The sequence below is a fragment of the Haloarcula sp. MBLA0138 genome, from assembly GCF_055632455.1.
In genome coordinates this window covers 630,122-655,443 of the sequence record NZ_CM145746.1, presented here as the reverse complement: position 1 = coordinate 655,443, position 25,322 = coordinate 630,122, and the positions used below count along the sequence as shown (strand labels likewise).

Below are 25,322 nucleotides of genomic sequence, written 5' to 3'. Positions count from 1 at the left end.
CGTTCTTCGAAGCGGTCCGCGTGAGCCGCGTGCCCGAGCGGACCGGTAGCGTCGGCGAGTCCGTCGGGTCCACCGGACGCGACAAGCATCGGATTCGGGCCCGGCCGCGTCGAGCGAGCAGACAGGAGTCGGTCATCCGGGCAACCGCTCCCGGATTTATTAGAGTGGAGAATCGAAAAGGGTACGATGAGCAGCGATGTCGGGGAGATTCGAGTCCTCCACGTCGACGACGAGGCCGACTTCGGGACGGTCGTCGCGCGGCACTTAGAGCGCATCCGGAACGGCATCACGGTCGTCAGCGAGTCCAGCGCGAGCGCGGGACTGGACCGCCTCGACGCCGATGCGTTCGACTGCGTCGTCAGCGACCACGACATGGCGGGCATGGACGGACTGGAGTTTCTCAGGGCCGTCCGCGAGACCCACGGCGACCTGCCGTTCGTCCTCTTCACCGGAAAGGGAAACGAGGAGATAGCGAGCGACGCCATCTCGGCCGGCGTCACCGAGTACCTCCAGAAGGACGTGGGCACCGACCAGTACGAGGTGCTCGCCAACCGCATCGAGCGCGCCGTCGGGGAGCGGCGAGCCAAGACCGCGCTGGAGGAGTCGGAGCGGCGGCTCTCGACGCTCATCTCGAACCTCCCGGGGATGGTGTACCGCTGCCGGAACGAGCCGGGGTGGCCCATGGAGTTCGTCAGCGACGGGGCCGAGACGCTCTCGGGCTACGACGCGACGGCGATCGAACGCGGCGACGTGTCGTGGGCGACGCTCATCCACGACTCGGCGACCGACCGACTCTGGCAGCAGGTCCAGACGTGTCTCGAGGCCGGCGAGCCGTTCGAGGTCACCTACCCCATAGACACCAAGGACGGGGAGACGCGGTGGATGTGGGAACGGGGGCGACCGGTCGGGACGACCGACGAGGGCGTCGAACTGCTGGAGGGGTTCATCACCGACATCACGGTCCGGAAGGTCCGGGAGCGCGAACTCGAACGCCAGCGGGAGTTCACCGAGAGCCTCATCGACGCCGTCGACGACGCGTTCTACGTCGTCGGGACCGACGGGGACCTGCTGCGCTGGAACGACACCGTCCCGGCGATGACCGGCTACGACGACGGCGAGATAGCCGAGATGGACGTGTTCGACTTCTTCCCGCCGGCGTACCACGACGACCTCTGGGCGACCGTCGAGGAGGCCACCGAGAGCGGCACCGCAGAGATGGCTGCGCCGGTACTGACGAAAGACGGCGAGGAGATACCCTTCGAGTTCCGCGGCTCGCTCATCCGGGACAACGACGGCGAGACGCGCGGCATCGCCGGCGTCGGCCGGGAGGTGACCGAGCAGCGCAGACGCGAGCAGCGACTCGCGGAGTACGAGACGCTGGTCGAGAACGTCGGCGACCCGATGTACGTCCTCGACGAGTCGGGGACCATCGAGATGGTCAACCGCGCGATGTGTGCCCACCTCGGCCGCAACCGCGAGGAGATAGTCGGCAAGGAGCCCACGGCGTTCATGCCGCGGGCCGACGTCGAGCGCGGGACCGAGCTGATTCGGGCGCTGGTCGCCGACGACGAACGGACGTGGGACGTCTTCGAGATGCGGACCGTCGACGCCGACGGCGAGACGACCATCAACGAGGACAAGGTCGCGCCGCTGTTCGACGAGGACGGCGAGTTCGCGGGGTCGGTCGGCGTCATGCGCGATGTCACCGAGCGCAAGGCGCGCGAGCGCGAACTCGAACGCTACGAGACGGTCATCGAGGCCGTCGGCGACCCGGTGTACGCGCTCGACGCGGACGGCGTGTTCACGTTCGTCAACGAAGCCGTCGAGACGCTGACGGGGTACGACGAGTCGGCGCTGCTGGGTGAACCGATAGCGACGGTGATGACCGAGGACGGCCACGACAGCGGCGAGGCGCTCATCGGCGAACTGCTCGCCGACCCGGACCGGGAGAACGCCACGCTGGAGATGGACGTGGTGACCCGCTCGGGCGAGCGCATCCCCTGCGAGAATCACATGGCCCTGCTCCCGATGCCCGACGGCGAGTTCTCGGGGACGGCCGGCATCATCCGGGACATCACCGAGCGGAAGGAGCGCGAGCGCCGGCTCTCGGAGTTCACCTCCGTCGTCAGCCACGACCTCCGGAACCCGCTCAACGTCGTCCAAGGTCGCCTCGAACTGGCCCGAGAGACCGGCGACGACGAACACTTCGACGACGCGCTGGCCGCGGCCGAACGGATGGAGCGACTCATCGAGGACCTGCTCGAACTGGCGAAACAGGGCCGGGCCGTCGGCGAGGCCGACGCCGTCGACGTGGGGACCGCGGCCCGGCGGGCGTGGGAGAGCGTCGACACGGCCGGGGCGTCGCTCCGCGTCGACGGGAGGCGGACCGTCGAAGCCGACGCCGCCCGGTTGCGCGAGCTGTTCGAGAACCTGTTTCGTAACGCTGTCGAACACGGCCCGACGCGGCGGCCCGACACGGGCGGCGGGCCGACGGGGGCAGACGACCTGCAAGTCACCGTCGGGGTGCTGTCCGACGGCAACGGGTTCTACGTCGCCGACGACGGCGTCGGCATCGCCGAGTCAAACCGCGAGACGGTCTTCGAGCGCGGGTACACGACCAGCGAGGACGGCACCGGGTTCGGGCTGGCGATAGTCGAGGACGTCGCGGCGGCCCACGGCTGGGCCGTCGACGCCACGACGAGCGAGTGCGGCGGCGCGCGCTTCGAGTTCAGGACGACTCCGGACGACCGGTGACGTGGCGGTAGGCCGGACCGGCGACCAGCAGCGCCGCCGTCGCCCCGAACAGGACGAGCAGTTGCGGGAGCGCTTCGACGGAGAGCCCCGATGTCGTCAGCGACCGCATCGACGCGCCCGCGAGCACCTCCACGACGACCCACGGAATCTCCCCGAGGAAGGTCCCAGCGACGAACGCCCGCGTCGAGACGCCGGCGAAGCCCGCGCCGTACGACACCGGGTCGGCCGGCACCGGGGAGAGCCGCGCCGCGAGCACGCCGCGGGTCTCCCCGGTCACCTCGATGATGCGGCGGCCGGAGTCGCCGAGCCACCCGAACATCCCCCCTTGGTCACCGGCCTCCTGTGCGAACCGGAAGGGGATGAGACAGGTGACGACGGCCCCGGCCAGCGCGACGGGAATCCCGTACCAGACGCCGAGGACGAAGCCGACGAACGCCGACAGCGGGAGCGTCGGCCACGCGAACAGCGGCCGAACGAGATACAGCGCGACGATGACGCCCGCGAGATACACCGGGTGCGAGCCGAGGTGTATCGCCTCGGCCGCGAGACGGGCCGGCGACAGCAGGAGCGTCGCGGCGACGACGGTCACGACGAGAAAGCCCGTCCCGACCAGTTGGCGTCGCAGCAGGCGGTCCATCTGTGCAACACAGTGCGTTCGGCGGTCAAACCTCTTGTGGTAAGGGTTACTTCCGAGGGGCGTGAACCCCCGGTCGTGCCAGCCACCGACCGCGACCCGGTCGAACTCGGGGTCGAACTGCTCGCACATGTCGAGGACAGCGAGCTATCGGTCGCCGACGCCATCGACCGCATCGAGGCCGTCACGACGAACCCGCAGGTCCAACGCGAGATACTGGACACCGCCGTGATGCGCGGGGTCGTCGCTCGCGAGGACGGCCTCGTCCGCCCGCGCTCGCGGGGAACCTACGTCAGCTTCGACGCCGACGTGGTCGTCCGCGAGGGGGCGTTCACCTGCCAGCGCTGTGGAAGCGACATCTCGACCGGCCACTTCGTCCAGTTCGACAGCGGCGAACTCGGCCCCTTCGGCTCGACGTGTATCAGAAAGGTACTCGGCCGGGATTAGCGGCCCTGTCGAAGCTCCTTGATGAGCTGTTTGATGAGCCGCTCTTGGCGCTGTATCCGCTCGTTCTGGGCCTCAACGGCCTCGGTCAGCGAGGCCACTTGCGCTTCGAGCGCCTCGATGTCGGCGTCCGTGTCGGCGGCCTCGTCGAGGACCGCCCCGTCCAGTTCGTCGTCAACCTCGACGGCTGACGCCCCGGCGGCCGCCCCGACGCCGGACTGTGAATCGGTCGGTTGCGAGTCGGACTGGGGGCCGTCCGACTGGGGTCCAGTCTGGCGGTCGCCCGAGGCCGTCGGCCGGTCTGCCCGGCCGGTGCCCGATTGGGACCCGCGGTCGGGCGAGTCGGCCGCCGCCTCGGCCCGGTCGGTGCCGTCACCGGGACTCTCGCCGTCGCCGGCGTCGTCGCTCACCAGCGGGTCGATGCCCGACTCCAGTCCCAACCCGCCGTCCTCGTCGGCGTCGTCGTCGGGTTCGGGCTGCACTTTCGCGTTGAGTTCCGCCAGCGACGACACCTCGTGATACGCGAACAGTGCCTGCTGGAGAGTCTTCCGGACGGCGCGAGCCGACTCGCTCGGAGCCTTGATGCGGTCGGGTCGGCCGTCGACCGAGAGGACGACGGAGGTGGCGACGCTGCCCTCCTCGAACTCCAGCCCGGTCACGTCCTCGAAGTCGGCCGCCTCGAAGTCGGCGTCCCACGTGACGTTGCCGATGTGTTTGAGCAGCTGTCGCTCGCTGACCAGCAGCGTGAGTTCGCTGAACCGGAAGACGCCGGTGACAGCCTCGTCGGTCGCTATCGCGCCCGCGGCCCGGAGGTTCCCTTCGAGGAGCCGCTCCAAGACGGCCTCGGCGCGGTTGTTCGGTACCGACAGCGTCCGCTTGTCGTCGACGTAGACGAGAGTGAACTTCGTCTTTCGCCGGCCCTCCGAGACGCTCAACCGCTCGAAGTCGTACTGGTAGCTGTCGACCTTCTCGTCGCTGAGCAGCCCCTCTCCGCGGTAGACGAGCGTCCGGGTCGGCGTGAAACAGACCGCGTCCTCGTCGCCGAGGTTGACGCCGGCCCGGACCGCCTCGTCCCCGAGTTCCTGCTGGACGAGGTCTGGGATTTCCATGTTCGTGCCTCGCCGCCCGGCGGCTTAAATCCGCGGGTGGCACGACGACACAGCCCCGCCGGAGATGAGAACCTTCAAGAGCGGGACCGGCCAACCACCGAGTGCACCCGCGCCCGGGTGGCTTAGCTGGACATAGCGCCGCACTCATAGGGTCTCAGTGACTCATGCGGCACCTGTTCCGGCATGACTCTGGGGCGCTCGTCACGCCCCGACCTGAGTCATGCGGAGATCGAGGGTTCGGAGCCCTCCCCGGGCACTACTCCGAAACTGTACCTGCCCAGCGACGGCACCGCCCGGTCCCAAAGACACATCTCGCCGTCGGCGCTACGGGAAGGTATGCGAGAGACGATAACGGTCTACACCGGGACCGAGGTCACCGTCGAACACGTCGACGCGCTCGCCGACGGCGGGGCGCGCTTCGACCTCACCGCCGAGGACGGGCGCAAGTGGCGCGTCGACCTCGACCGAGACGCCACCGTGACGGTCGTGACGACGTGGCGGGACGGCGAACTGGCGGACGTGGACGTGCCGGAGTGGATAGACGATGTGGCGGCGCGACTGGCCGGGCCCTGACCCGCTCGGGCCGTGACTCACTCGCCGGGGAACTCCCGGAAGACGGACTGGAAATCGTCTATCTCGTCGACGCTCTCGTCGGCCTGCTGGCGCAGTTCCGCGACGCGCTCGCTGACCGCGCGGTACTCCTCGTTGGCCGCCAGTTCCGGGTCGGCCTTTTGGGATTCGAGCGTCGCCTTCTTCGAAGCCATGGCGAAATACTGCTGGACACAGTCCTCGTAGGACTGCCGAGCGAGCATGTCCGCGAGGGTGTCGAACAGGTCGGCGCGCGAGACCGGTTTCGTCAAGTAGTCGTCGAACGGCATCTCGACGATGTCGAAGTCCGGGTCGACCGCAGTGACCATGACGGTCCGGCAGTCGAGGCCGCGCTCGTCGATGGCGTCGAGGACCTCGTCGCCGGACGTACCGGGCATCTGGCGGTCGAGGAAGACCACGTCGACGCTGTCGTCGACGGCCGCCAGCGCCTCGTCGCCGCTGTGTGCGGTCCGCACGTCGTGTTCGGTCGCTAACCACGTCGTGTACAGTTCGGCGACGTCTCGTTCGTCGTCGACGACGAGAACCGTCGCGGTGTCGGGTTCTCCGTTCATGTGCACGGGCGTTCCCTCGTGAGAGTCGGCATTTCCGGGCTCGATTGCCGAGTATCGCTTTCGATGACATAAGCGTGCGGCTCCAATTATCACGGCTGAAGTCGGGGCTGACGACGGTACGACACCCGACGGGGGCGGCCACGAGGAGACCGACTGTCGGCGAACACTGCGGTTTTGTGCGCGGCGGTCGTACCGCAAGCCATGACGACGGACCCGTCGGTAATCACGTCGGTCGCGGTCAGCGCCGACGACTTGGTCGCGGCGGCCGAGGCGACCGCCCGCGACAGCGAGACTGTCCTGCGGATGACGCCGCCCTACAGCGGTCGGATGCGAGCGCGTCTCCACGTCGTCGGCGACGGCGACGATGGGGAGACGGTCCACGTCGCGCCGTGGGCGCTGCTCGACGACGGCACGCCGGCCTATCCCGACCCGGACGAGACGGCCGACGAACTCCGTGCCGACGCGTCGGCGACGTACTCGGTAGAAGGCCACCGGGAGTACCACGAGCGACGCGTCGAAGAGTGGCGGGCAGCGGTGCCGGCCCACGCCGTGGACGAGGTGTCCCTCGACGCGGTCGGGCACGCGGTGTCCGTCTCGGTGCTCGGTCCCTGACCGCCAGCGGCGACGGCGTTGGTCGCACAGACGGTTCGATAAAAGGTTTCGCGCCCGCTCATCCGGTCGTAAAACGTCGTCACTCGCCACCGATAGTCGTGAAACGAGCCGAAACGTGGCGAAGGCTCGACCGGTTATATGGCCGGGTCGGTTGTACGTGTTAGCAGAGTCCCCCAATGTCGAACTCGTCGACCAACGAGTTGTTCGCCCGGGTCGACGGTCTGTCCCCGGACCGTCCCGCCTCGCTGCTGGCCCCGGTCAGAGGTATCGCCTTCTGGATGTCCATCGTCCTGCCGTTCCTCTACGTCCCGCTCCTGTTTTCCGGACTCGGGACCACAGCGGTCCGGACGGCGTTCGTCGCGCTCGTCGCCGTCAACGCCCTCACGCTGCTCGTCGGCCACTCCCACAGCCGGACAGACGCCTGAGCGGGGCCGGCGTCCACCCTCCCGAGACGCCGACCGACCGGTCCCCGACGACACGCTCCGCAACGGGACGCGGACGGTTCCACTTCTACCGAGTAGCGGAGCGTCCGACACGTACCTGCACACTAGATTCCGGATACGTACCACTACAGTTCCGAGAATCGAACAGATAACGACCTATTTTGGAGGTTTCGCCGCCACCCACTCCTATTCTTCGGCTTTGAGTTTCGCCTGAGTTAGTATGATTGTATCTCCTCCTTCATTTCCGAGTTCACATACATATTATCTATTCTACTGCCATAATTGGCATATACAATCCCATATTAAGGATTTTCGAGATTCTGAGAGGGAACGGGGATAGAGTTACCTCTCGACGCGGATAGCCGAGCGGAACTGCGTCGTTCCCCCGACCTCGGGGGAGACGCGGAACAGCGAGCCCGCCAGTTTCCCCCCTTCGGGACGGCGGTCGCCGCCGGCGGTCGTGACGTACAGCGTCTCGCGGGACGGGCCGCCGAACGTCGCACACGACACCTTCCGGACGGGGAACTCGACCCGCCGGCGTTCGCGGCCGGTCGGTGAGTACTGGACGAGCGCGCCGCCGTTCCAGCGGGCCGACCAGATGTCGCCGTCGGCGTCGACCGTCAGTCCGTCGGGAATCCCCGCTTCGTCGCTCGTCTCCACCAGCGTCTCGCGGTTCGACAGCGCCCCGGTCGCGGGGTCGTAGTCGAAAGCGTAGATGACGTGGTCCTCCGAGGCCGTGAAGTAGAACGTCTCGAGGTCCGGAGCGAACCCCATCCCGTTGGGGATGTCGACGGCGGCCTGTACCTCGGTGAACGTCCCGTCGGTGTTGAGGCGGTACAGCGCGCCGAGTCGGTCGGCCGTCGGCATCGTGCCGCAGAACACCCGCCCGTGCGGGTCGGCTATCACGTCGTTGAACCGGGTGGCCGACGCCGCCGGGAGGCGCGCCACGGTCTCCCGCGTCTCGCCGTCCCAGCGCTGTACCGCGCCCCCCTCGCCGAACAGCAGGAGCGACCCGTCGGTCTGGAGCGTGATGCCGCCGACCGGGGCCCCCTCCGAGACGACACCATGGCTGTCGGTCTCGGGCGTGTACCGGTACAGGAGGCCGTTGGGGATGTCCAGCCAGTACAGACACGCCTCGCCGGGGTGCCAGAGCGGCCCCTCGCCGGTCTCTGACGGGTAGTCCGCGACTAGTTCCGGTTCCACGCGGCCCACCCCCTGACGCGACGCGGCGCATCGGTCGACTCCCCGAACCGGTGTCGTCGCGGTCGTCCCGCCCTCGTGTCATCTCGTGTCATGGGTCGGCTCGACTGTTCCCGGCGGACCCGCTTTAGTTCTTCGCCAGCGGCTACCGACAGGAGCGGCCGTTCCACGCCGGCAGCGAAAGGACTTTGCCGCGGAGACGAGCAGTCGACTGTACGACCGACAATGAGCAAAATCACCGAGTACGAACTGTTCGAGGTGCCGCCGCGGTGGCTGTTCCTCCGCGTGGAGACGACGGACGGCACCGTGGGATGGGGCGAGCCGATAGTCGAGGGCCGGGCACACAGCGTCCGCGCGGCCGTCGAGGAACTGCTGGACAACTACCTGCTGGGGGAGGACCCCGCCGCCATCGAGGACCACTGGCAGGCGATGTATCGGGGCGGCTTCTACCGCGGTGGGCCGGTGCTGATGAGCGCCATCGCCGGCATCGATCAAGCGCTCTGGGACATCAAGGGCAAGCAGTTGGGCGCGCCGGTCCACGAACTACTCGGCGGGGCGACACGGGACCGGGTTCGGGTCTACCAGTGGATCGGCGGCGACCGGCCCTCGGAGGTGGCCGACGAGGCCGAGGAGAAGGTCGACGCCGGCCTGAGCGCGGTGAAGATGAACGGGACCGCGGAAATCGAGCGCATCGACAACCCCGCGACGGTCGAGGCGGCGGTCAATCGGCTCCGGGAAGTCCGGGAGGCCGTCGGGCCGGAGATAGACATCGGCGTCGACTTCCACGGACGCGTCTCGAAGCCGATGGCGAAGCGACTCGCCAAGGCGCTGGAACCCTACGAACCGATGTTCATCGAGGAGCCCGTTCTGCCCGAGCACAACGACGTCCTGCCGGAGATAGCGGCACACACCACCGTCCCGATAGCGACGGGTGAGCGCATGTACTCCCGGTGGGACTTCAAACAGGTGTTCGAGAACGGCGCGGTCGACCTCATCCAGCCGGACCTCTCACACGCCGGCGGCATCACCGAAGTCAAGAAGATAGCCGCGATGGCCGAGGCCTACGACGTGGGGCTGGCCCCGCACTGTCCGCTGGGCCCCATCGCGCTCGCGTCGTGTCTCCAAGTCGACGCCTGCGCGTCGAACGCGCTCATTCAGGAACAGAGTCTCAACATCCACTACAACCAGCGCAACGACGTACTCGACTACCTCTCGAACGCCGACGCCTTCGAGTACGAGGACGGCTACGTGGCGGTCCCGGACGCGCCCGGCCTCGGCATCGAGATGAACGAGGCCTACATCCGCGAGCAGTCCGAGAAGCCCGTCAACTGGCACAACCCGGTGTGGCGCCACGAGGACGGCAGCGTCGCGGAGTGGTAGCGCCCATCCGTTCACCGATAGTGAACAAGCTATTTGTCGGCGCGCCCGCTAGCGACGGTATGAAACCGTCGGACCAGTACGGAATCAAGGCCACCGTCACGAGCCACCGGATTCTGGACGCGATACGGGCTGGCGACGGCCTGACGCTGACCGAGATAGCCGACGCCCGCGACCTCTCGAAGGCCGCCGTCCACAAACACCTCGCGACGCTGCAGTCCATCGGCTACGTCAGGCGGTCGGGCGACGTGTACCAGATCGGACGTGGACTGGTGGGTTTTGGCGTCTACGCGCGCCAGCGCGACGAGATATACGAGGCCGCGCGCCCGCAGGTCGCGGAGTTGGCGGACACGACCAGAGAACAGGCGTGTCTGGTGGTCCCCGGGCAAGGCGACGGGTGGAACTGTCTCTACATCTACTCGGCGGTACCCGACGACACCGAGACGCCGAATCAGGAGGGGAAACTCCGGCCGCTCCACGCGACGGCGGGCGGCAAGGCGATACTCTCGAACATGGACGAGGCCACCGTCGACGAGTTCTTCGAGCGCGACCTCGCCGCCGAGACCACGAAGACCATCACCGACCGGAGCGAACTGCGGTCCGAGACCCAAGCGATACGCGACCGCGGCGTCGCCTACGACCGCCGCGAACGGTCCAGCGCCCTCCGCGGCGTCGCAGCCCCGATACTGACCGACGACGACACGCCGCTCGGTGCCATCGAAATTCTCGGTCCCGCGACCCGGATGAGCGGCAAACGACTGGAGGAAGACATCGTCGGCCTCGTCGTCAGCGGCGCGAAGAAGGTCGAAAACGGGCTGTCCGTGTCGTGACGCCGGCGACGGTTCGAACGCCGCCGCCGACACTTCGATGCGGTCGGCCGCCCGCAACCCCGCGCCCCGTATCCGCGAGCGTTCACCATCGCGGAACAGCGCCTATCGGCCTCTAGTTTGCCGAAAGTGAACAGCCGACCGTCGTTCCCGCGAGGTCACGGCACCGTAGTTCAGTGCGCCACTCCGGTACCGGGGCGCGTGAAGGCGGCGTACCAACGTTTCCGGGCCGGTTCCCGACCCGAACTGTTCACCGATGGCAAACTTCGGGTCGAATACGGCGCGTCGCTACGGCTCGTCGGGCCGTCTTGCACGTTTGAGAGCGCGGCTATCCGGAGCTGGTGATAACGGAGGTACGGGTGTTATCCCGAATCCCGCTATCGCCACCCGAGAGAGATAGAAGCCCATATTACAAAACCCACTCTCTTTCTTCGGATATATGACTCTATATTCTTTTTCTGTCCCAGCTATCCGAGTATATGGGTGTACTTTAACATATTTGTTGCTATTCTTCTTTTATCGGCCGCATATTTCGAAATATATTTCTTTTTGTACCTCGACGAGTGCGATCCGGAGCTGGTCTACCTCCCAATCGGTCCTCAGCGACACGACGGGCGTGCGTCGTCGAATCCGTCGACAGCGGGGAGACGCCGCGACCACGTGACGGGGCCACATATTTAATACCCCTGTCGACTAAGGAGTCGTATGGCCGCATACGGCCGGCCGTCCCTTCGAGACCTGTTCGACGAATCACCGACTCCGCACATCGCGCACCCGCCCCGGAGTCACCACCGGGACTTCTACATCGCCACAGACGGCTCGTTCAAACCACACAACGGCGTCGCCGCGGACCGCGGCGGGACCGGCGGGCTGGGCGTGGTCGTCGAGACGCTCGATGGCGAGCGCGTGGTCCGGCTGTCGGTCCCCGACAACTCGCCGGACAACAACGTCGCCGAGTACCGGGCGCTGCATCTCGGTCTCGACGTGCTGGCGGCACGGGCACCTGCGGACGCCCGCGTCGGACTGCTCATCGACCACGACCAACTCGCCGAGAACGTCAACGCGGAGGTGCTGGCGACCCACGGCTCCGCGTACGACCCGCCTCACAGCGTCTCGGTACCGTCGGCGACCGGCCTGCACTGGCGGGGCATCCAAGCGCGGGTCAACGGGTTCGGGGCGGTTCGGGCCGCTCGTATCTCGGGCGACCGGAACCCAGCGCATCCGCTGGCGAACGCCCCCGAGCAGTACGCACACGTCAACGCCGAACCCGACCGTTGTGTCCTGCCGCGGGTCTCGAAGACGGACGACAGTGTCCCGCCGCCCTCTCGGGCCGAACGCGGCGGCGCGTCCGACTGACCGGCATCACCGTCGCCGGACTGTGCGCGGGACGCCCCGTGCGTCCGGGCGGCAGTTTCGACACGTGTCCGTTGGTCGCCGGGCGCGTGTAACTCACTCGTAAGTTATCGAGCGGTTCCGAAGCGGTTCGTAGAACGTTCACGCGACGACACGCAGATAAGTTTTAACTGCGTGGGTGCGCATACACGCCAGTGGGTGGTGAGAGAGATGCGTTCCAGTAGCCACAGCGAGCACGGAACCGACGGAGACCGCCGCGACCGCTCGGCCCCGCCGTCGTCGCTCACCCGGTACGACATCGTCCTCGCGCTCGTTCCGGCAGCGTTCGCAGCGACGGCAGCGGCCGCCGGACTGTTCGGTGTCCCGCTGCGGAGCGCGCTGACGGCCGGGGCGGTCGTCGGCGCGCTGGTGGTCTGTGACGCGCTGTTCGTCAACCCGCCGACGCGCGGTCGCGGCGGGTCGAGCGGCTGACGAGGGCCGCGCTACTCCTGTTGAGCGTCCACGACCGCCACGCCCGCGAGGTTCACGATGTCCTTGACCTCGTCACCGCGCTGGAGGACGTGGACCGGCTTGTCCATCCCGACGAGCATCGGACCGATGGCCTCCGCGCCGCCGAGGCGCTGGAGGAGCTTGTAACCGATGTTGCCGGCTTCGAGGTTGGGGAAGACGAGGACGTTCGCGGGGTCCTCGAGGTCGGAGAACTCGTAGGTACCGGTGAGGATGTCCTCGACGACGGCCGTGTCGGCCTGCATCTCCCCGTCGACGGGGAAGTCCACGCGGCTGTCGCTCTGGAGCTTCTCGACCGCGCGGCGGGGTTTGCGCGTGCCGCGGTTGTCGACGCTGCCGAAGTTCGAGTACGACAGCATCGCCGCGCGCGGTTCGACGTTGAACCGGCGGGCCAACTCGCCCGTGTGACGGGTTATCTCGGCGAGGACGTCCGCGCCGGGGTCTTGGTTGACCGTGGTGTCGGCACAGAAGACGACCCGGTTCTTGAACGTCAGCATGTAGACGCCGGCGGCGTAGTCGGCGTCGTCGGCGGTGCCGATGACCTGCAGCGGCGGGCGCAGCGCCGAGGGGTAGTGGTGGGTCAGCCCGGTCAGCATCGCGTCGGCGTCGCCCATCTCGACCATCACGCTGCCGAGGTAGTTGCCGTCCCGGACCAGTTCCTCGGCCTCGCGGCGGGTGATACCCTTGCGCTGACGGAGTTCGTACAGCCGGTCGGCGTAGGCGTCCACGTCCGCGGTTTCGGGGTCGACGACGGTGGGGTCGAACTCCAGTCCGAACTTCCGGCGGGTCCGCTCTATCTCGTCGGCGTCGCCCAGCAGGACGGGTTCGGCGATGCCCTGCTCGACGAGCTGGTAGGCCGCCCGAATCATCTTCTCGTCGTCGCCCTCGGCCAGCACGACCCGCTTGGGGTCGCTCTTGGCCTTGTTCAGCACGACCCGCATCATCTCGCGGGACTTGCCCAGCCGCGCCTCCAGTTGCTCGGCGTAGTCGCCGAGGTCGATGTCTCGGCGGGCCGCGCCCGAGCGCATCGCCGCCTGCGCCACCGCGGGCGTGATCTCGAACAGTACGCGCGGGTCGAGGGGCTTGGGGATGATGTAGTCCGGGCCGAACTGGAGGGGTTGGTCGCCGTAGGCTTTCACGACCTCGTCGGGCACGTCCTGCCGGGCGAGTTCGGCCAGTGCCTCGGCGGCGGCGACTTTCATCGCCTCGTTTATCTCGGTCGCGCGGGCGTCGAGGGCCCCACGGAAGATGAAGGGGAACCCGAGCACGTTGTTCACTTGGTTGGGGTAGTCCGAGCGGCCCGTGGCCATGATGACCGTGTCGTCGCGGGCCTGCTTGGCCGCCTCGTAGTCGATTTCGGGGTCGGGGTTCGCCATGGCGAAGACGATGGGGTCGGAAGCCATCGACTGGACCATCGCCTCGTCGACGATGCCGCCCACGGAGAGGCCGACGAACACGTCCGCGCCGTCCATCGCGTCGGCGAGGTCGCCCTCGGGAACGTCGCGAGCGAACTCCTGTTTGAACTGGTTCAGGTCCTCGTGTTCGGCGCGGTCGGCGGTGATGATACCCGAGGAGTCACACATCGTGATGTTTCGCTTCTCGGCCCCGAGTGAGACGTAGAAGCGGGCGGTGGCGATGGCGCTGGCCCCGGCTCCGGAGAAGACGATGTCGAGGTCCGCGAGGTCCTTGCCGGCGATGTCGGCGGCGTTGATGAGCGCGGCCCCGGAGATGATGGCGGTGCCGTGCTGGTCGTCGTGGAAGACCGGGATGTCCATCTCCTCGCTGAGCCGGCGCTCGATTTCGAAACACTCCGGCGCGGCGATGTCTTCGAGGTTGATGCCGCCGAAGGTCGGCTCCATCGCCCGTATCGACCGTATCATCGCGTCCGTGTCCTCGGGGTCGAGTTCGATGTCGAAGACGTCGATGTCGGCGAAGCGCTTGAACAGTACGCCCTTGCCCTCCATGACGGGCTTGGAGGCCTCGGGGCCGATGTCGCCGAGGCCGAGTACCGCAGAGCCGTCGGAGACGACGCCGACCATGTTGCCTTTCGCGGTGTAGGTGAACGCCTGTTCGGTGTCGGCGGCGATCTCCTCGCAGGGGGCGGCGACGCCCGGCGAGTACGCCAGCGAGAGGTCACGCTGGGTGTTCGTCGGCTTCGTCGTCGCTATCTCTATCTTCCCGGGCGGGTCGCTCCGGTGGTAGTCGAGGGCATCCTCGTCGAGTCCCATACGCCGACTGGACTCCCCACTATCAAAAAGGCGAGTTTCGCGTCAAATGTCGTCAGTAATTATAGCAATCGTCGAAGTCAGCGGGAGCGGGCCGCGCTGTCCTCGGAGAGGTCCTCGACGCGGGTGACGAGTTCCTCGACGGCGGCGGCCTGCTCGTCGGTCGCCGTCACGATCTGGTCGGTCGCCGCCTCGGCGGCTTGGGCGTGTTCCTTGGCCGTCTCGATGGTCGTGGTGATGTCGGCCATGGCACCGGCTTGGTCGTCGTTCGCGTCCGCGACCTCCTGGATGCCGGTGGTCGCCTCCTCGACGGCCTCGGTAATCTCGTCGAGGGCGTCCAGCGCCGCCTGCACCTCCTGTTCGGCTTCTTGGACCTGCGCGTGGGAGGCCTCGACCATCTCGGCGGTCTCGGTCGCCTGCGACTGGATGGTGTCGATGCTGTCGGAGATGTTCGCGGCGTGCTCGCCGGTCTCGTTGGCGAGTGACTTCACCTCGTCGGCGACGACGGCGAACCCGTTTCCACTCTCGCCGGCGCGGGCCGCTTCGATGTTGGCGTTCAGCGCCAGCAGGTTCGTCTGTTCGGCCACGTCGGCGATGACGTCGACTATCTCGTTGACCTCGTCCATGCGGGCTTCGAGGTCGTCGACGCTCTCGACGAGGTCGCCGCTGGTGTCGGTGAGGTCGTCGGTGACCTGCTGGACGGTCTCGCTGGCCTCGGAGCCGTCCTCGGCCGCGCTGAGGGCGCGCTCGGCCGCGGCCGCGACCTCGCTGGACGTGGCGGCGACCTCCTCCATCCCGGCGCTCACGTCCTGAACGTTGTCGGCGGCGTCGGTGAGCTGTTCGCTCTGGTCGGCGACGCGCTCCTCGAGGGTCTGTGCGGCCGAGGCCGTCTGGTCGATGGTGCTTGCCAGTTCGGCCGCCTGCGCGTCGACCTGCTGGGTCAGTTGCTGGAACTGGTCGGCCATGTCGTTGAGCGAGGTGACTACGTCGAACAGCGCGTCCTCGACGTACTCGCCCTCGCGGTCGAACGACGCCCGCGCGTCAAGGTCGCCGTTCTGGAGCGCGGTCATGGTCGTTTTCACCTCCTCGACGAGCGAGACGATCTCCTCGTGGCGGTGGGCCTCCTCGGTCCGGTCTTGCACCATCTCGACGACCGCCACCACCTCGCCGTCGCGGTATATCGGGGCCGCGCTGAAGGAGATGTGCCGGTCGTCGCCGTACTGGTCCTGCATCACGCTCGTGTCCCGGTAGAGGGTGAACGCGGCGTCCTCGACGCGCGGCACGTCGTACTCCTCGTCGGTGCGCTCGGGGGCGTCGAGGACCTTGTCGGCCAGCGTCTTCCCGCGGCGGCCGTCGGGGTAGAAGGCCATGCTCGCCATCTCCATGGCCTTCGCGTCGGCCTCGTCGACGCCCGTGAGTTCCGCGAGAGAGCGGTTCCACGTGGCGATGTCACCGTCGGCGTCGAGGACGAAAAGTGGCGTCCCGATGTGGTCGAGCACCTCACCGAAGCCGAGGTCGGTGCCGTCGTCCGCCGCTCCCGCGGCGTCCGCGTCGGTCTCGGCCGCCCCGCCCGCGGCGTAGGCCTCGACGCCCGTTCGCGTCACGTCCCCGACGGTGTCGAGCGCGTCGCGCAGGTCGGTCTCGGCGGCGTCGACGGCGTCCGTGTCGTCCGTCTCCTCACGGAGCCGGTCGAAGGCGGCCGCGACGAGGGAGTCGACGACGGCCGACTGCGCGCCGACGAACGTACCCGGGCCGACGCCGGCCTCGCGGTAGTCGTCGACTATCGCGCGCAACGACGGGTCGTCGAGTTCGAACTGCCGCTCGACGTGTCGTCGGACCGTCGGCGCGTCGTCCCCGACCGCCGCGCGCAGTCGGCCGTCGTCGGGCGGATACGGGTCGCGGTCGCGGAGATCGGACGTGACGACCGCTCCGCCGTCCGTCGAGACGCTCGGTTCGTCGGCGGCAGTCAGTTCGCGTAGCGAGTCCAGTAGCGACATCTTGTACAGAGCGCGACGATGCTAGCATAAAAAGATAACAGCTAATTATCGATATTGAGAGGCGTGGAACGGCGCGCATAAGTACGAGCGCCCCCACGTTCGAGATATGAGCGTCCGTTTCCGGCGACTGCTGGCGGCGACCACCGCGCTGACGTTCGGACTCATCCTATTGGGCGTGTACACGGGTGCCATCGGCGCTGGACTGACCTGCGGTGCCCGCTGGCCGTTCTGCGACGGATGGCTGGGGCTGTTCCCGGCCAACTGGGCCAGCTTCGTCGAGTGGTTCCACCGGTTCGTGGCCATGGTGACCGGCTTCGCCATCCTCGGGTCGACCGCCGCCGCGTGGCGGGGCGACTACGGCCGTCACGTCCGGCTGGCGACGGCCGTCGCCACGGTCGTCCTCCCGGTCCAGATACTGCTCGGGGCGAACACCATCTTCAACTTCGGCGCGGTCGCGCAGGTGCTCCACCACGCCGCGGCCCTGCTCATCCTCACCGCGATGGTGGCGGCGACGGCGTGGGCCTACGCGCCCGCAGCCGCCGGGACCGCCGCCGCGTCCGAAGCCGACACCGCCGCCCACGCCGACGACTGACAACAATTCCCGTAGTAAACCAGTCGTAACGTTAATCCCCTTCTACACCCTGCGTCAGCGTATGTCAGAGAAGGGACTATCGAGACGGCAGTACCTCGCGACGGTCGGCGGTTCGGCCGTCGCCGTATCGGTCGCCGGCTGTTCCGGTGACGGCGGCAGCGGCGGGGACGGTGGCGACGGCGAGAGCGGCGACGGCACCGCCGAGAGCACGGCCACCGAGACCGACAGCGGCTCCAGCATGCAGATAGTCGCCGGCACCGCGCCCGGCTTCCCGCCCTTCGAGATGATGCAGGGAGGGGAACTGGTCGGGTTCGACGTGGACCTGTTGGAGGCGGTGGTCGCCGAGACCGACTACGAGTTCGCCGGCTGGGAGCAGTTCGAGTTCGATTCGCTCATCCCGGCGCTCACCAACGGGAACATCGACGTCATCGCGGCCGGGATGACCATCACCGACGAGCGGGACGAGACCATCGACTTCAGCGACCCGTACTACAGCTCCGACCAAGCCGTCGTCGTCCGCAGCGACGGGGACTTCTCGCCGGGGAGCCTCTCGGACCTCGCCGACCGGCCGGTCGGTGCCCAGAAGGGGACCACCGGCGAGGGCGTCGTCCAAGAGGAGTTGGTCGGGGCCGGCAGCATCTCCGAGCAGCAGTACAACGCCTACGACAACTACGTGCTGGCGATTCAGGACCTCCAGAACGGCAACGTCGACGCCGTCGTCATCGACGTGCCCGTCGCCAACACGTTCGCGGCGAACCGCCCCGTCGAGGTCGCGTTCACCTACGAGACCGGCGAGCGGTTCGGCTTCGGCGTCCGCTCGGACGACGACGCGCGCCAGCAGGCCCTGAGCGACGGGCTGGCGGCCGTCGAGGAGAGCGGCACCTACGACGAACTGGCCCAGAAGTGGTTCGCGAGCGATAGCTAAGCCGATGCTGCAGGCGAGTGACTGGGTGTTCGTCGGGCAGAACCTCGACTACCTGCTGGGCGGCGCGGCCGTCACGGTCGGGCTGACGATAACCAGCCTCCTGCTCGGCTTCCTCGTCGGCTTCCCCGCCGGCGCGGTCGAGGTGTACGGTGACGGCCTCCTCCGGCGACTGGTCTCCGGCGCGGGCGTCGTCCTCCGCGGGACGCCCATCGTCGTCATCATGCTCGTGTTGTACTTCGTCGTCTCCGTCTCGGAGTCGGCGTTCGTCACCGCCACCGTGGGGCTCGGACTCCGGAGCGCGGCCTACCAGTCACAGATATTCCGCGGGGCGCTCCAGAGCGTCGACGACGGGCAGATGGAGGCCGCCCGCGCAATCGGGCTGAGCCGGTTTGGGGCCATCCGTCGCGTCGTCGTGCCACAGGCGCTCCGGCGCAGCATGCCGGGCTTCCAAAACGAGTTCACCATCGTCCTGAAAGACACCAGCATCGCCTTCGCCATCGGACTGGCCGAACTGCTCACGCGCGGGAACAACCTGTTCACCCAGATCGGCGGCTCGACGGCCGTCACCGAGGTCGTACTCACCATCAGCGCCGTCTACTTCGTGCTGACGTTCGGGACCAACCGCGCGCTGGACCGACTGGGCGACTACTACGCGCTACCCACGGGAGAGAACGCATGAGCCTGCTGCGAGTCGACGACGTGTACAAGTCCTACGACGAGGAGACGGTGCTGAAGGGGGTGAGCTTCGAGATGGACCGCGGCGACGTGGACGTGCTGATGGGACCGAGCGGCAGCGGGAAGTCCACGATGCTGCGCTGTATCAACCGCCTGACCGAGATAGACAGCGGCGACATCTGGCTGGAGGACTTAGACGTGACCGCGCCGGAGACGGACGTGAACGAACTCCGGCAGAACGTCGGGATGGTGTTCCAGAACTTCAACCTCTTCGCCCACCTCACCGCCGTCGAGAACGTCACGCTCGGTCTCAAGCGGGTGAAGGGGCTGGACGAGCGGACGGCCCGCGAACGGGCCGCCGACCGCCTCGCGGAGGTCGGTCTCGGCGACCAAGGCGACTCCTACCCCGCCGAACTCTCCGGCGGGCAGAAACAGCGTGTCGGCATCGCCCGCGCGCTCGCCATGGAGCCGAAACTGATGCTGTTCGACGAGCCCACCAGCGCCTTGGACCCCGAACTCGTCGGCGAGGTGGTCGACGTGATGCAAGACCTCGCCGAGCAGGGGACGACGATGCTGGTCGTCTCCCACGAGACCGGCTTCGCGCGGTCGGCCGCCGACGACATCCACTTCCTGAACGAGGGGCGCATCGTCGAGTCCGGGCCACCCGAACGGCTGTTCGAGAACCCCGAACACGACCGGACCGCCCAGTTCCTGAGCGGACTGGCGGCCGGCGAGGGCGAATGAGTTCCGACGCCACCGGCGCGGCCAGCGAGGTCCGGACGACGGTCTCGGTCGACACGGACCGCCCGTGGGCACTCGCCGCCGTCGCCGTCTTCTGGGGGTGGCTCCTGTCGCGCTGGACGAACGACTACCTGCTGCCCGCCGGCCTCGCGGTCCCGGAGGGGCAGTCGTTCCTCCCCGCGGCCCCGTTCCAGTCGGCCGCGGACTCGCTGGCCACAGCCGCGGCGTCGCTGGGTCTGGCCGGCCTCCCGCTGGACCTGCTTGCCGGCCTGTTCGGGTTCGCCGCGGGTGCCGTCCCGTCGCTGCCGGCGCTGGCCCGCGGGGCGTGGCTGACCGTCGTCCTGACCGTCGCCGGCATCGCGCTGGGGTTCGTACTCGCGGTCCCGCTGTCCGTGGCGCGGGTCTACGGCGGCCGGGTGCTCCGGTGGCTGTCGCTGTCCTACACCGAACTCATCCGCGGGACGCCGCTGCTGGCACAGCTGTTCGTGCTCTACTTCGGCCTGCCGCTGACCCAGCTAATCCGGGTGGTCCCGGGCGTCGGCGTCGGGTTCGTCCCCGGGACGGCCGTCTGGGTCGCGGTGCTGGGGTTCACGCTCAACAGCGCCGCCTATCAGGCGGAGTACATCCGCTCGGCGCTGGAGTCCGTCGACGCCGGTCAACTGACCGCCGCCCGGGCCGTCGGGCTGTCGAAGCTCGACGGCATCCGCTACGTCGTCCTCCCGCAGGGGCTGCGGTACGCCATCCCCTCGTGGTCCAACGAACTCGTCTACCTCATCAAGTACTCCTCGCTGGCGGCGTTCATCACCGTCCGCGAGCTGTTCTTCCGCAGCGAGGAGATAGCCAACGAGACGTTCCGCTACACCGAGCTGTACCTGCTCGCGGCGGCGTTCTACCTCGCGTTGGTGCTGTCGGCGTCGCTGCTGATGACCGTCGTCGAGGAGCGGACCGCGATTCCGGGGCTGGGCGGGACGCGACAGGCCTGAGCGGCCGGTCTGAGCCGTTCGGGGCCCGCAGTCCCTGCCTACATGAAATCCGAGAGGCCGGACTGCTGGTCGTCCTCGCCAGCGTCGTCGGCTGCCGCGGCGTCGTCGGCCCCGTCACCCGCGTCGCTCCCGCCCCCGAGCGTCGCCTGCTGGTCGTCGCCCGCGTCGCCGGCCTGCTCGCTCCCGTCGGCGTCCCCGCCCGCGTCCTTCGACGCTCCCTCGAACGCGCCGCCGGAGTGTTCGACCGCGGCGGATTCGCGGGCGGCCTCGGCGTCCTCGACGATGGACTGGACCTTGTTGGTGTCCTCGCCCGACCCGGTGACGAAGGCGACGTGTTCGGCCTCCAGTTCGTAGGTGGCGGCCATCGAGACGGTCAGGTCGCGGTTGGTGCAGTGGTGGGTCATCGACGCGAGGAAGGGGAGAATCTCCCGGCGAGCCGTCGCCATCGAGACGCCGTCGACGACGGCTATCCGCCGGGCGACGTGGTCGCGGGTCTGTCTGGTCCCCTTCGAGCGGCCGAGCTTCGACCAGTAGCTCGGCGGGCCGTAGCGGGTCCAGCCCCCCTTCGTGCCGTCCCGGGCCGCGGCCACGCCGGCGGTCATGTTGTCCCCGGCGTAGCGCCAGAACGAGTAGTTCTGCGTCGCCCGCACGCGCCCGAGCCAGCGGTCGGCGTCTGAGAGGTAGCCGTAGGCCCGCGCCAGTTCGGCCCCCTCGTAGTCCTTGGGCATGTTGTCCTCTATCCAGTTGATGAGGTCGTCGGGCGTCTCGTCGACGTCGTAGCTCGCCGTCAGCGCCTCCTCGGCGGAGCCCTCCTTGAGCACCACGTCCAGATACTCGAAGATTCCCTCGGTGGTGTCGCGCTCGCCGGTGACCACGTCATCCTCGGTGAGGCGGTCGGTCTCCTCGGCGATGGCCTGCAGGTCCTTTATCGCGCCGCGCAGGTCGCCGCTGTTCTGCTCGGCGACGGCCTCCAGCCCGTCGCTCTCGAACTCGACGCCCTCCTGCCGGCAGAGGTCCCGGAGCACGGGCACGATAGAGCGGGGCGACACGTCCCGGAACTCGATGTCCTGGCAGTTGTTCCGCAGCGAGTTGGACATCTCGTAGTACTCGTTGGCGATGAGGACCATCGGCTGACTGGCCTCCTTTACGAGGCCGGCGACGGCCCGCGAGCCGCCGCGGTCGGCGTTGCCGTGGATGTTGTCGGCCTCGTCCATGACGACCAGCCGCCGCCCCTGCCCGCCGGCGGTGAGCGTCCCCGACTTCGCCGCCTCGCCGGCGACCCGCTCGATGACGTCTTTGGTCCGGGAGTCGCTGGCGTTCAACTCGATGGTCGGCCACTCCATGTCGTTCGCCAGCGCGTGCGCGGCGGAGGTCTTGCCGATGCCGGGCGAGCCGTGCAGGATGACCGCCTCCCGGTGGTCCTCCCACGTCCGGGCCCACTCCAACAGGGCGTCCCGGGCCTTGTCGTTGCCCCGCACTTCCGACAACGTCGTCGGGCGGTACTTCTCCGTCCAATCCATTACCCCTCGGTTGGCGCGACTGGCGTTTAGGGATTGCGGAGCGCCGGCCGCGCCACAAAGACTATCGCCCGGCTCTACGGGGGTGGGGACACTATGGAAGCGAACCGTCGCGGGTACGTCGCCGCCGGGGCCGCCGGCGTCGCGGCCTTCGTGGTCGGCTACGTCCTCGTCTACGCGCTCAGCATCTCCGTCGTACAGGAGTCGCTGTTGGCCCGGTTGGCCGAGGGGTTCGGCGCGGAGGGGAGCGCGTGGAAGATCGTCGGCTGGGTGTTCTTCAACGCCCACTTCGTCACGACGACGCTGACTATCGACGTGCCGCTACTGGGCGGGACCGACGCGGTGAACTTCATCGCCTCGAACGGCTCGCTGTCGGCGGTTCTGTACGCGATTCCGCCGCTGCTGTTGGCGGCCGCCGGGCTGGCCGCCGCGCGCCTCGACGGCGCGACCGAGGTCGGACGGGCGCTCCGGGTGGGAGCGGCCGTCGTCGCGGGCTACCTCCCGCTGTCCGTCGTCGGCGCGGTGTTGTTCACCGTCTCGGTCGGGGACGCCGGACAGGGCGCGCCGACGCTGCTGACCGCCGTCGTCCTCGCGGGCGTGGTGTTCCCGGTCGTCTTCGGCGGACTCGGTGCGGTCGCCGGCAGCCAGTTGGACTGACCGCGACGGGCGGCCACACAGCCGCTGCTTATCGTCCGGTAAGCCCGGCTTTTGCCGGGGACGGACCCCCGCGCCGGGGCGCGCGGACCGACGCGTTCGCCCGCCGTCTGTGGGTCCGGCCCGGCATCGGAAACGGAGCCATAACGAACACCGTCCCGGCGTTGGTGCCGGGTATGCCCTCCGGTGATTCTGCCGACTCGAACGCGTACGAGACAGCAGTCCTGAACAGCATTCACGACGTGGACGCGAACCAGTGGAACAACCTCGTCGTCCACGCCGACCGCGGGACGCTGTTTCACCGGTACGAGTGGCTCGCCGCCGTCGAAGACGGTTTCGACGCCGAACCCCGCCACGTCGTCGTGAGCAAGGACACCAACCCCGTCGCCTGCTTGCCGGGCTTCGTCTCGGCGTTACAGGTCGTGAACGACGCCGCGAACGCCGCCCTCTCGGCGCTCGACGTCTCCGTGATGGAGTCGGGCCACGTCGGCCACGGCGGCCCGGTCGTCGCCAGCGACGAGCGCGCGAACCTCGACCGGCTGTTCGACGCGCTCGACGACGCCCTCGGGGACCGCCTCCTCTACCGCCTCGTCTCGACGGACGACCTCGGACACGTCCGGTACGGGCAGTACCTCCGGTCGCGCGGGTACGAGCCCAATGCGAACGTCGCCACCTTCCGCCTCGACCTCTCGGAGGACTGGGAGGCCGTCCTCGACGGGATGACCACCTCCCGCCGGAAGGACGTTCGGCGGGCGCACGAGCAGGAGTACCGCGTTGCGACGACGCCGTTCGGCGACGACCTCGTCCGTACGTACGACATGTACGAGCGCAACACCGAGCGAGTCGACGGGACCGTCCACCCGTTCTCCTTCTTCCGCTCTCTCCGGAGCCGGTTCGCGGACCGCGTCCGGGTGGTTACGGCCCGCGTCGGCGGGGACCGAGTGGGTCGGTACGTCTACCTCCTCGACACCGAGAACTCGGTCCTTCACCACTGGCTGTCGGCGATTCCGGACCGCGATTGTTACGACGCCTACCCCTCCGAACTCATGCACGCCCACGCCATCCAGTGGGCGATGGACGAGGGGTTCGACGAGTACAGTTTCGGCGAGACCGGGGCGGCGTTCGACAACTCGGTGTTTCGCTTCAAGATCCAGTACGGCGGCCGCGTGGTCCCCGTGATGCAGTGGGAGCGCGGCGGGAACCCACTCCTGTGGCCGCTGTTCAAGTTCGCGCGCCGGAAGTACGTGGCGCGGAACCTGTAGCGCCCGGCGGTGGCCCGTGCAGTCGGGACGCACCCGGCCGGCGGCGGGTAAGCGCCGGCGACCGGGTGCGTTCAGTCGACACCCGGGCGACGTTTCGGCGGCCGAGTCGACGGTCCCGGGTAGCGGTCGGATACGGGCCGTCGGCACCGCTGTAGACTGTTGCTAACTAACCCGCCTCCACCGAACGGGGAGCGTACTGCGCGCCGGTCGCCGAGTGCCGGCGTCACGAACAGGGAGTTCGATTCCACGTGTTCGAAGACGTACTCACGAGCATCTACCTCGCCACACCGACGGAGTACCAACCGCTACTCGAGACGCTGTACTACGTCGTCAGTCCGACGGTGTCGTGGCGGCACCGAAAGCGAGCGAGGGAGACCGCCGAGGACTTCTCCGCACGGTTTCTGGGGAGCGAGGAACGGATCGCGGAGTACGAAGCCGAGTTCGACGGGAGCTGTGTCGGCCCCGCGATACGCGACGGGATAGCGGAGCTCCCGGCCGACGCCTCGCTGTACGACGCCCACAAGGACGAGTGCGTCCGCCTGTACGCGCTCGTCCGGGAGCGCCAGCCCGAGACCGTCGTCGAGACGGGCGTCTACAACGGCGTCTCGACGCTCTCTATCCTCGCCGCCCTCGACGCGAACGGGTCGGGGCGGCTCTACTCGGTCGACTACTCGGAGTCGCTGCGCGGGGACGACGCCGTCGACCCGGCTGCGAAAGGACGGTTCGCCCGCGGCCGCCCGTCCTGCGCCGAAGCGGGCAGCCACGTGGTTCCAGCGGGCAAGGAACCGGGCTGGCTCGTCGCCGAACGGCTCCGCGAGCGCTGGGAGTGCATCCCGGGCAAGCCCCAGTTCGAACTGCCCGCGCTCCTCGAACGACTCGAGGGTGTCGACCTCTTCCACCACGACTCCGCGCACACGGTGTCGAGCATGCTCTTCGAGTTCGAGTTGGCGTGGCAGTACCTCTCTGCCGACGGGGCGCTGGTCTCGCACCACGTCGGCTGGAACGACGCCTTCGAGACGTTCGTGGCGGAACAGTCGCCGGCGGACGACCTCGTGACGTGGCACTACAACCCCCACCGGGATTACGACTGTCCGGGCAGCAGCGGCTACGTCGTCAAACCGGCCGACGAGGCCGTCGCGGACCCGAGTGAACGGTGACCCGGGCCGCCGCGGCTCTCCCTCTGCCCGCCCCGACCGATGACTGTCCGCTCTCGGATGGCCGGGAGTGTGGTCCCCGAAACCAGTCGGGCTGTTGGAGCCAGTTTGTGGGGAACGCTGGCCTCGGCACTCCCGACCAACAATCTATCCATAGTGAATGTGTTTACAGCAGCT

At 68.2% G+C, this 25,322-nt stretch carries 24 protein-coding genes and 1 tRNA gene; 18 read left to right on the top strand and 7 right to left on the bottom strand.

Features of this window, described 5'->3' with window-relative positions:
- Positions 1–186 precede the first annotated feature (186 nt).
- Positions 187–2,754, top strand: coding sequence for a PAS domain-containing protein (locus ACV7JO_RS03370; RefSeq protein ID WP_470354933.1), 2,568 nt, complete (start codon positions 187–189; stop codon positions 2,752–2,754).
- Here ACV7JO_RS03370 and ACV7JO_RS03365 read toward each other — a convergent pair.
- Positions 2,729–3,391 carry a TVP38/TMEM64 family protein gene (locus ACV7JO_RS03365; RefSeq protein WP_470354932.1) on the bottom strand — a complete coding sequence of 221 codons (663 nt, stop codon included), beginning with the start codon at positions 3,389–3,391 and terminating at the stop codon, positions 2,729–2,731. The two genes, ACV7JO_RS03370 and ACV7JO_RS03365, sit on opposite strands and share 26 nt — an antisense overlap.
- A 75-nt stretch (positions 3,392–3,466) precedes the next feature.
- Between ACV7JO_RS03365 and ACV7JO_RS03360 the strand changes: the two genes are divergently transcribed.
- Positions 3,467–3,835: a DUF5830 family protein gene (locus ACV7JO_RS03360; RefSeq protein WP_470354931.1), complete on the top strand. Its 369-nt coding sequence runs from the start codon at positions 3,467–3,469 to the stop codon at positions 3,833–3,835.
- Here the strand turns inward: ACV7JO_RS03360 and ACV7JO_RS03355 are convergent.
- A complete protein-coding gene (locus ACV7JO_RS03355) occupies positions 3,832–4,941 on the bottom strand; it encodes a DUF7115 domain-containing protein (RefSeq protein WP_470354930.1) in 1,110 nt (369 codons plus the stop codon). The two genes, ACV7JO_RS03360 and ACV7JO_RS03355, sit on opposite strands and share 4 nt — an antisense overlap.
- 111 nt (positions 4,942–5,052) lie before the next feature.
- On the opposite strand from ACV7JO_RS03355, the gene ACV7JO_RS03350 reads away from it, so the two are divergent.
- Positions 5,053–5,197, top strand: a tRNA-Met gene (locus ACV7JO_RS03350).
- Between the two features lie 80 nt (positions 5,198–5,277).
- Entirely contained in the window at positions 5,278–5,514 is a 237-nt protein-coding gene (locus tag ACV7JO_RS03345; RefSeq protein ID WP_470354929.1) for a hypothetical protein, read from the top strand.
- Positions 5,515–5,531: 17 nt separating this feature from the next.
- On the opposite strand, the gene ACV7JO_RS03340 is transcribed toward ACV7JO_RS03345, so the two are convergent.
- A complete protein-coding gene (locus tag ACV7JO_RS03340; protein WP_470354928.1) occupies positions 5,532–6,101 on the bottom strand; it encodes a HalX domain-containing protein in 570 nt (189 codons plus the stop codon).
- A 201-nt stretch (positions 6,102–6,302) separates the two neighbouring features.
- On the opposite strand from ACV7JO_RS03340, the gene ACV7JO_RS03335 reads away from it, so the two are divergent.
- Positions 6,303–6,713, top strand: a complete 411-nt coding sequence (locus ACV7JO_RS03335) for a DUF8009 family protein (protein ID WP_470354927.1) — start codon at positions 6,303–6,305, stop codon at positions 6,711–6,713.
- Positions 6,714–6,889: 176 nt separating this feature from the next.
- The gene (locus ACV7JO_RS03330) at positions 6,890–7,138 is read left to right on the top strand and encodes a DUF8028 family protein (RefSeq protein WP_470354926.1); all 249 of its coding nucleotides are present in this window, start codon (positions 6,890–6,892) and stop codon (positions 7,136–7,138) included.
- Positions 7,139–7,498: 360 nt separating this feature from the next.
- On the opposite strand, the gene ACV7JO_RS03325 is transcribed toward ACV7JO_RS03330, so the two are convergent.
- Positions 7,499–8,359 (bottom strand): SMP-30/gluconolactonase/LRE family protein, encoded by an 861-nt coding sequence (locus tag ACV7JO_RS03325; protein WP_470354925.1) that lies wholly within the window; start codon positions 8,357–8,359, stop codon positions 7,499–7,501.
- 222 nt (positions 8,360–8,581) lie between these two features.
- Between ACV7JO_RS03325 and dgoD the strand changes: the two genes are divergently transcribed.
- From dgoD to ACV7JO_RS03305, 4 genes are all read left to right on the top strand, one after another.
- Positions 8,582–9,736: a galactonate dehydratase gene (gene dgoD, locus ACV7JO_RS03320; RefSeq protein WP_470354924.1), complete on the top strand. Its 1,155-nt coding sequence runs from the start codon at positions 8,582–8,584 to the stop codon at positions 9,734–9,736.
- Between the two features lie 59 nt (positions 9,737–9,795).
- The gene (locus tag ACV7JO_RS03315) at positions 9,796–10,563 is read left to right on the top strand and encodes an IclR family transcriptional regulator (RefSeq protein WP_470354923.1); all 768 of its coding nucleotides are present in this window, start codon (positions 9,796–9,798) and stop codon (positions 10,561–10,563) included.
- A 702-nt stretch (positions 10,564–11,265) separates the two neighbouring features.
- Entirely contained in the window at positions 11,266–11,916 is a 651-nt protein-coding gene (locus tag ACV7JO_RS03310) for a ribonuclease H family protein (protein WP_470354922.1), read from the top strand.
- Positions 11,917–12,123: 207 nt separating this feature from the next.
- The gene (locus ACV7JO_RS03305; RefSeq protein WP_470354921.1) at positions 12,124–12,384 is read left to right on the top strand and encodes a DUF8015 family protein; all 261 of its coding nucleotides are present in this window, start codon (positions 12,124–12,126) and stop codon (positions 12,382–12,384) included.
- Between the two features lie 11 nt (positions 12,385–12,395).
- Here ACV7JO_RS03305 and ACV7JO_RS03300 read toward each other — a convergent pair whose 3' ends face one another.
- Positions 12,396–14,648 (bottom strand): NADP-dependent malic enzyme, encoded by a 2,253-nt coding sequence (locus tag ACV7JO_RS03300; protein ID WP_470354920.1) that lies wholly within the window; start codon positions 14,646–14,648, stop codon positions 12,396–12,398.
- Positions 14,649–14,725: 77 nt separating this feature from the next.
- Complete coding sequence (locus ACV7JO_RS03295) at positions 14,726–16,642, bottom strand: methyl-accepting chemotaxis protein (RefSeq protein ID WP_470354919.1); 1,917 nt, start codon at positions 16,640–16,642, stop codon at positions 14,726–14,728.
- Positions 16,643–16,748: 106 nt separating this feature from the next.
- Between ACV7JO_RS03295 and ACV7JO_RS03290 the strand changes: the two genes are divergently transcribed.
- The 5 genes from ACV7JO_RS03290 (at position 16,749) to ACV7JO_RS03270 (ending at position 20,558) form a co-directional block, all read left to right on the top strand.
- Entirely contained in the window at positions 16,749–17,234 is a 486-nt protein-coding gene (locus ACV7JO_RS03290; RefSeq protein ID WP_470354918.1) for a COX15/CtaA family protein, read from the top strand.
- Positions 17,235–17,295: 61 nt separating this feature from the next.
- Complete coding sequence (locus ACV7JO_RS03285) at positions 17,296–18,159, top strand: basic amino acid ABC transporter substrate-binding protein (protein ID WP_470354917.1); 864 nt, start codon at positions 17,296–17,298, stop codon at positions 18,157–18,159.
- A 4-nt stretch (positions 18,160–18,163) separates the two neighbouring features.
- Positions 18,164–18,838: an amino acid ABC transporter permease gene (locus ACV7JO_RS03280; protein ID WP_470354916.1), complete on the top strand. Its 675-nt coding sequence runs from the start codon at positions 18,164–18,166 to the stop codon at positions 18,836–18,838.
- Complete coding sequence (locus ACV7JO_RS03275; protein ID WP_470354915.1) at positions 18,835–19,578, top strand: amino acid ABC transporter ATP-binding protein; 744 nt, start codon at positions 18,835–18,837, stop codon at positions 19,576–19,578. The genes ACV7JO_RS03280 and ACV7JO_RS03275 overlap by 4 nt, the downstream gene beginning before the upstream one ends.
- Entirely contained in the window at positions 19,575–20,558 is a 984-nt protein-coding gene (locus ACV7JO_RS03270; protein ID WP_470354914.1) for an amino acid ABC transporter permease, read from the top strand. The genes ACV7JO_RS03275 and ACV7JO_RS03270 overlap by 4 nt, the downstream gene beginning before the upstream one ends.
- Before the next feature lie 38 nt (positions 20,559–20,596).
- Here the strand turns inward: ACV7JO_RS03270 and ACV7JO_RS03265 are convergent, their stop codons facing one another.
- Positions 20,597–22,078, bottom strand: coding sequence for a replication factor C large subunit (locus tag ACV7JO_RS03265; RefSeq protein ID WP_470354913.1), 1,482 nt, complete (start codon positions 22,076–22,078; stop codon positions 20,597–20,599).
- 93 nt (positions 22,079–22,171) lie between these two features.
- Here ACV7JO_RS03265 and ACV7JO_RS03260 point away from each other — a divergent pair, with 93 nt between their 5' ends.
- The 3 genes from ACV7JO_RS03260 (at position 22,172) to ACV7JO_RS03250 (ending at position 25,148) form a co-directional block, all read left to right on the top strand.
- Entirely contained in the window at positions 22,172–22,732 is a 561-nt protein-coding gene (locus ACV7JO_RS03260) for a DUF7978 family protein (protein WP_470354912.1), read from the top strand.
- 173 nt (positions 22,733–22,905) lie between these two features.
- Positions 22,906–23,991 (top strand): GNAT family N-acetyltransferase, encoded by a 1,086-nt coding sequence (locus ACV7JO_RS03255; RefSeq protein WP_470354911.1) that lies wholly within the window; start codon positions 22,906–22,908, stop codon positions 23,989–23,991.
- 248 nt (positions 23,992–24,239) lie between these two features.
- Positions 24,240–25,148: a class I SAM-dependent methyltransferase gene (locus ACV7JO_RS03250; RefSeq protein ID WP_470354910.1), complete on the top strand. Its 909-nt coding sequence runs from the start codon at positions 24,240–24,242 to the stop codon at positions 25,146–25,148.
- Positions 25,149–25,322 lie beyond the last annotated feature (174 nt).

Excerpts from the sequence above, each read along its gene's own strand:
- ACV7JO_RS03370 (WP_470354933.1), top strand. The coding sequence starts at position 187 with ATGAGCAGCGATGTCGGGGAGATTCGAGTCCTCCACGTCGACGACGAG.
- ACV7JO_RS03365 (WP_470354932.1), bottom strand. The coding sequence starts at position 3,391 with ATGGACCGCCTGCTGCGACGCCAACTGGTCGGGACGGGCTTTCTCGTC.
- ACV7JO_RS03355 (WP_470354930.1), bottom strand. The coding sequence starts at position 4,941 with ATGGAAATCCCAGACCTCGTCCAGCAGGAACTCGGGGACGAGGCGGTC.
- ACV7JO_RS03345 (WP_470354929.1), top strand. The coding sequence starts at position 5,278 with ATGCGAGAGACGATAACGGTCTACACCGGGACCGAGGTCACCGTCGAA.
- ACV7JO_RS03340 (WP_470354928.1), bottom strand. The coding sequence starts at position 6,101 with ATGAACGGAGAACCCGACACCGCGACGGTTCTCGTCGTCGACGACGAA.
- ACV7JO_RS03335 (WP_470354927.1), top strand. The coding sequence starts at position 6,303 with ATGACGACGGACCCGTCGGTAATCACGTCGGTCGCGGTCAGCGCCGAC.
- ACV7JO_RS03330 (WP_470354926.1), top strand. The coding sequence starts at position 6,890 with ATGTCGAACTCGTCGACCAACGAGTTGTTCGCCCGGGTCGACGGTCTG.
- dgoD (WP_470354924.1), top strand. The coding sequence starts at position 8,582 with ATGAGCAAAATCACCGAGTACGAACTGTTCGAGGTGCCGCCGCGGTGG.
- ACV7JO_RS03315 (WP_470354923.1), top strand. The coding sequence starts at position 9,796 with ATGAAACCGTCGGACCAGTACGGAATCAAGGCCACCGTCACGAGCCAC.
- ACV7JO_RS03310 (WP_470354922.1), top strand. The coding sequence starts at position 11,266 with ATGGCCGCATACGGCCGGCCGTCCCTTCGAGACCTGTTCGACGAATCA.
- ACV7JO_RS03305 (WP_470354921.1), top strand. The coding sequence starts at position 12,124 with ATGCGTTCCAGTAGCCACAGCGAGCACGGAACCGACGGAGACCGCCGC.
- ACV7JO_RS03300 (WP_470354920.1), bottom strand. The coding sequence starts at position 14,648 with ATGGGACTCGACGAGGATGCCCTCGACTACCACCGGAGCGACCCGCCC.
- ACV7JO_RS03295 (WP_470354919.1), bottom strand. The coding sequence starts at position 16,642 with ATGTCGCTACTGGACTCGCTACGCGAACTGACTGCCGCCGACGAACCG.
- ACV7JO_RS03290 (WP_470354918.1), top strand. The coding sequence starts at position 16,749 with ATGAGCGTCCGTTTCCGGCGACTGCTGGCGGCGACCACCGCGCTGACG.
- ACV7JO_RS03285 (WP_470354917.1), top strand. The coding sequence starts at position 17,296 with ATGTCAGAGAAGGGACTATCGAGACGGCAGTACCTCGCGACGGTCGGC.
- ACV7JO_RS03280 (WP_470354916.1), top strand. The coding sequence starts at position 18,164 with ATGCTGCAGGCGAGTGACTGGGTGTTCGTCGGGCAGAACCTCGACTAC.
- ACV7JO_RS03275 (WP_470354915.1), top strand. The coding sequence starts at position 18,835 with ATGAGCCTGCTGCGAGTCGACGACGTGTACAAGTCCTACGACGAGGAG.
- ACV7JO_RS03270 (WP_470354914.1), top strand. The coding sequence starts at position 19,575 with ATGAGTTCCGACGCCACCGGCGCGGCCAGCGAGGTCCGGACGACGGTC.
- ACV7JO_RS03265 (WP_470354913.1), bottom strand. The coding sequence starts at position 22,078 with ATGGATTGGACGGAGAAGTACCGCCCGACGACGTTGTCGGAAGTGCGG.
- ACV7JO_RS03260 (WP_470354912.1), top strand. The coding sequence starts at position 22,172 with ATGGAAGCGAACCGTCGCGGGTACGTCGCCGCCGGGGCCGCCGGCGTC.
- ACV7JO_RS03255 (WP_470354911.1), top strand. The coding sequence starts at position 22,906 with ATGCCCTCCGGTGATTCTGCCGACTCGAACGCGTACGAGACAGCAGTC.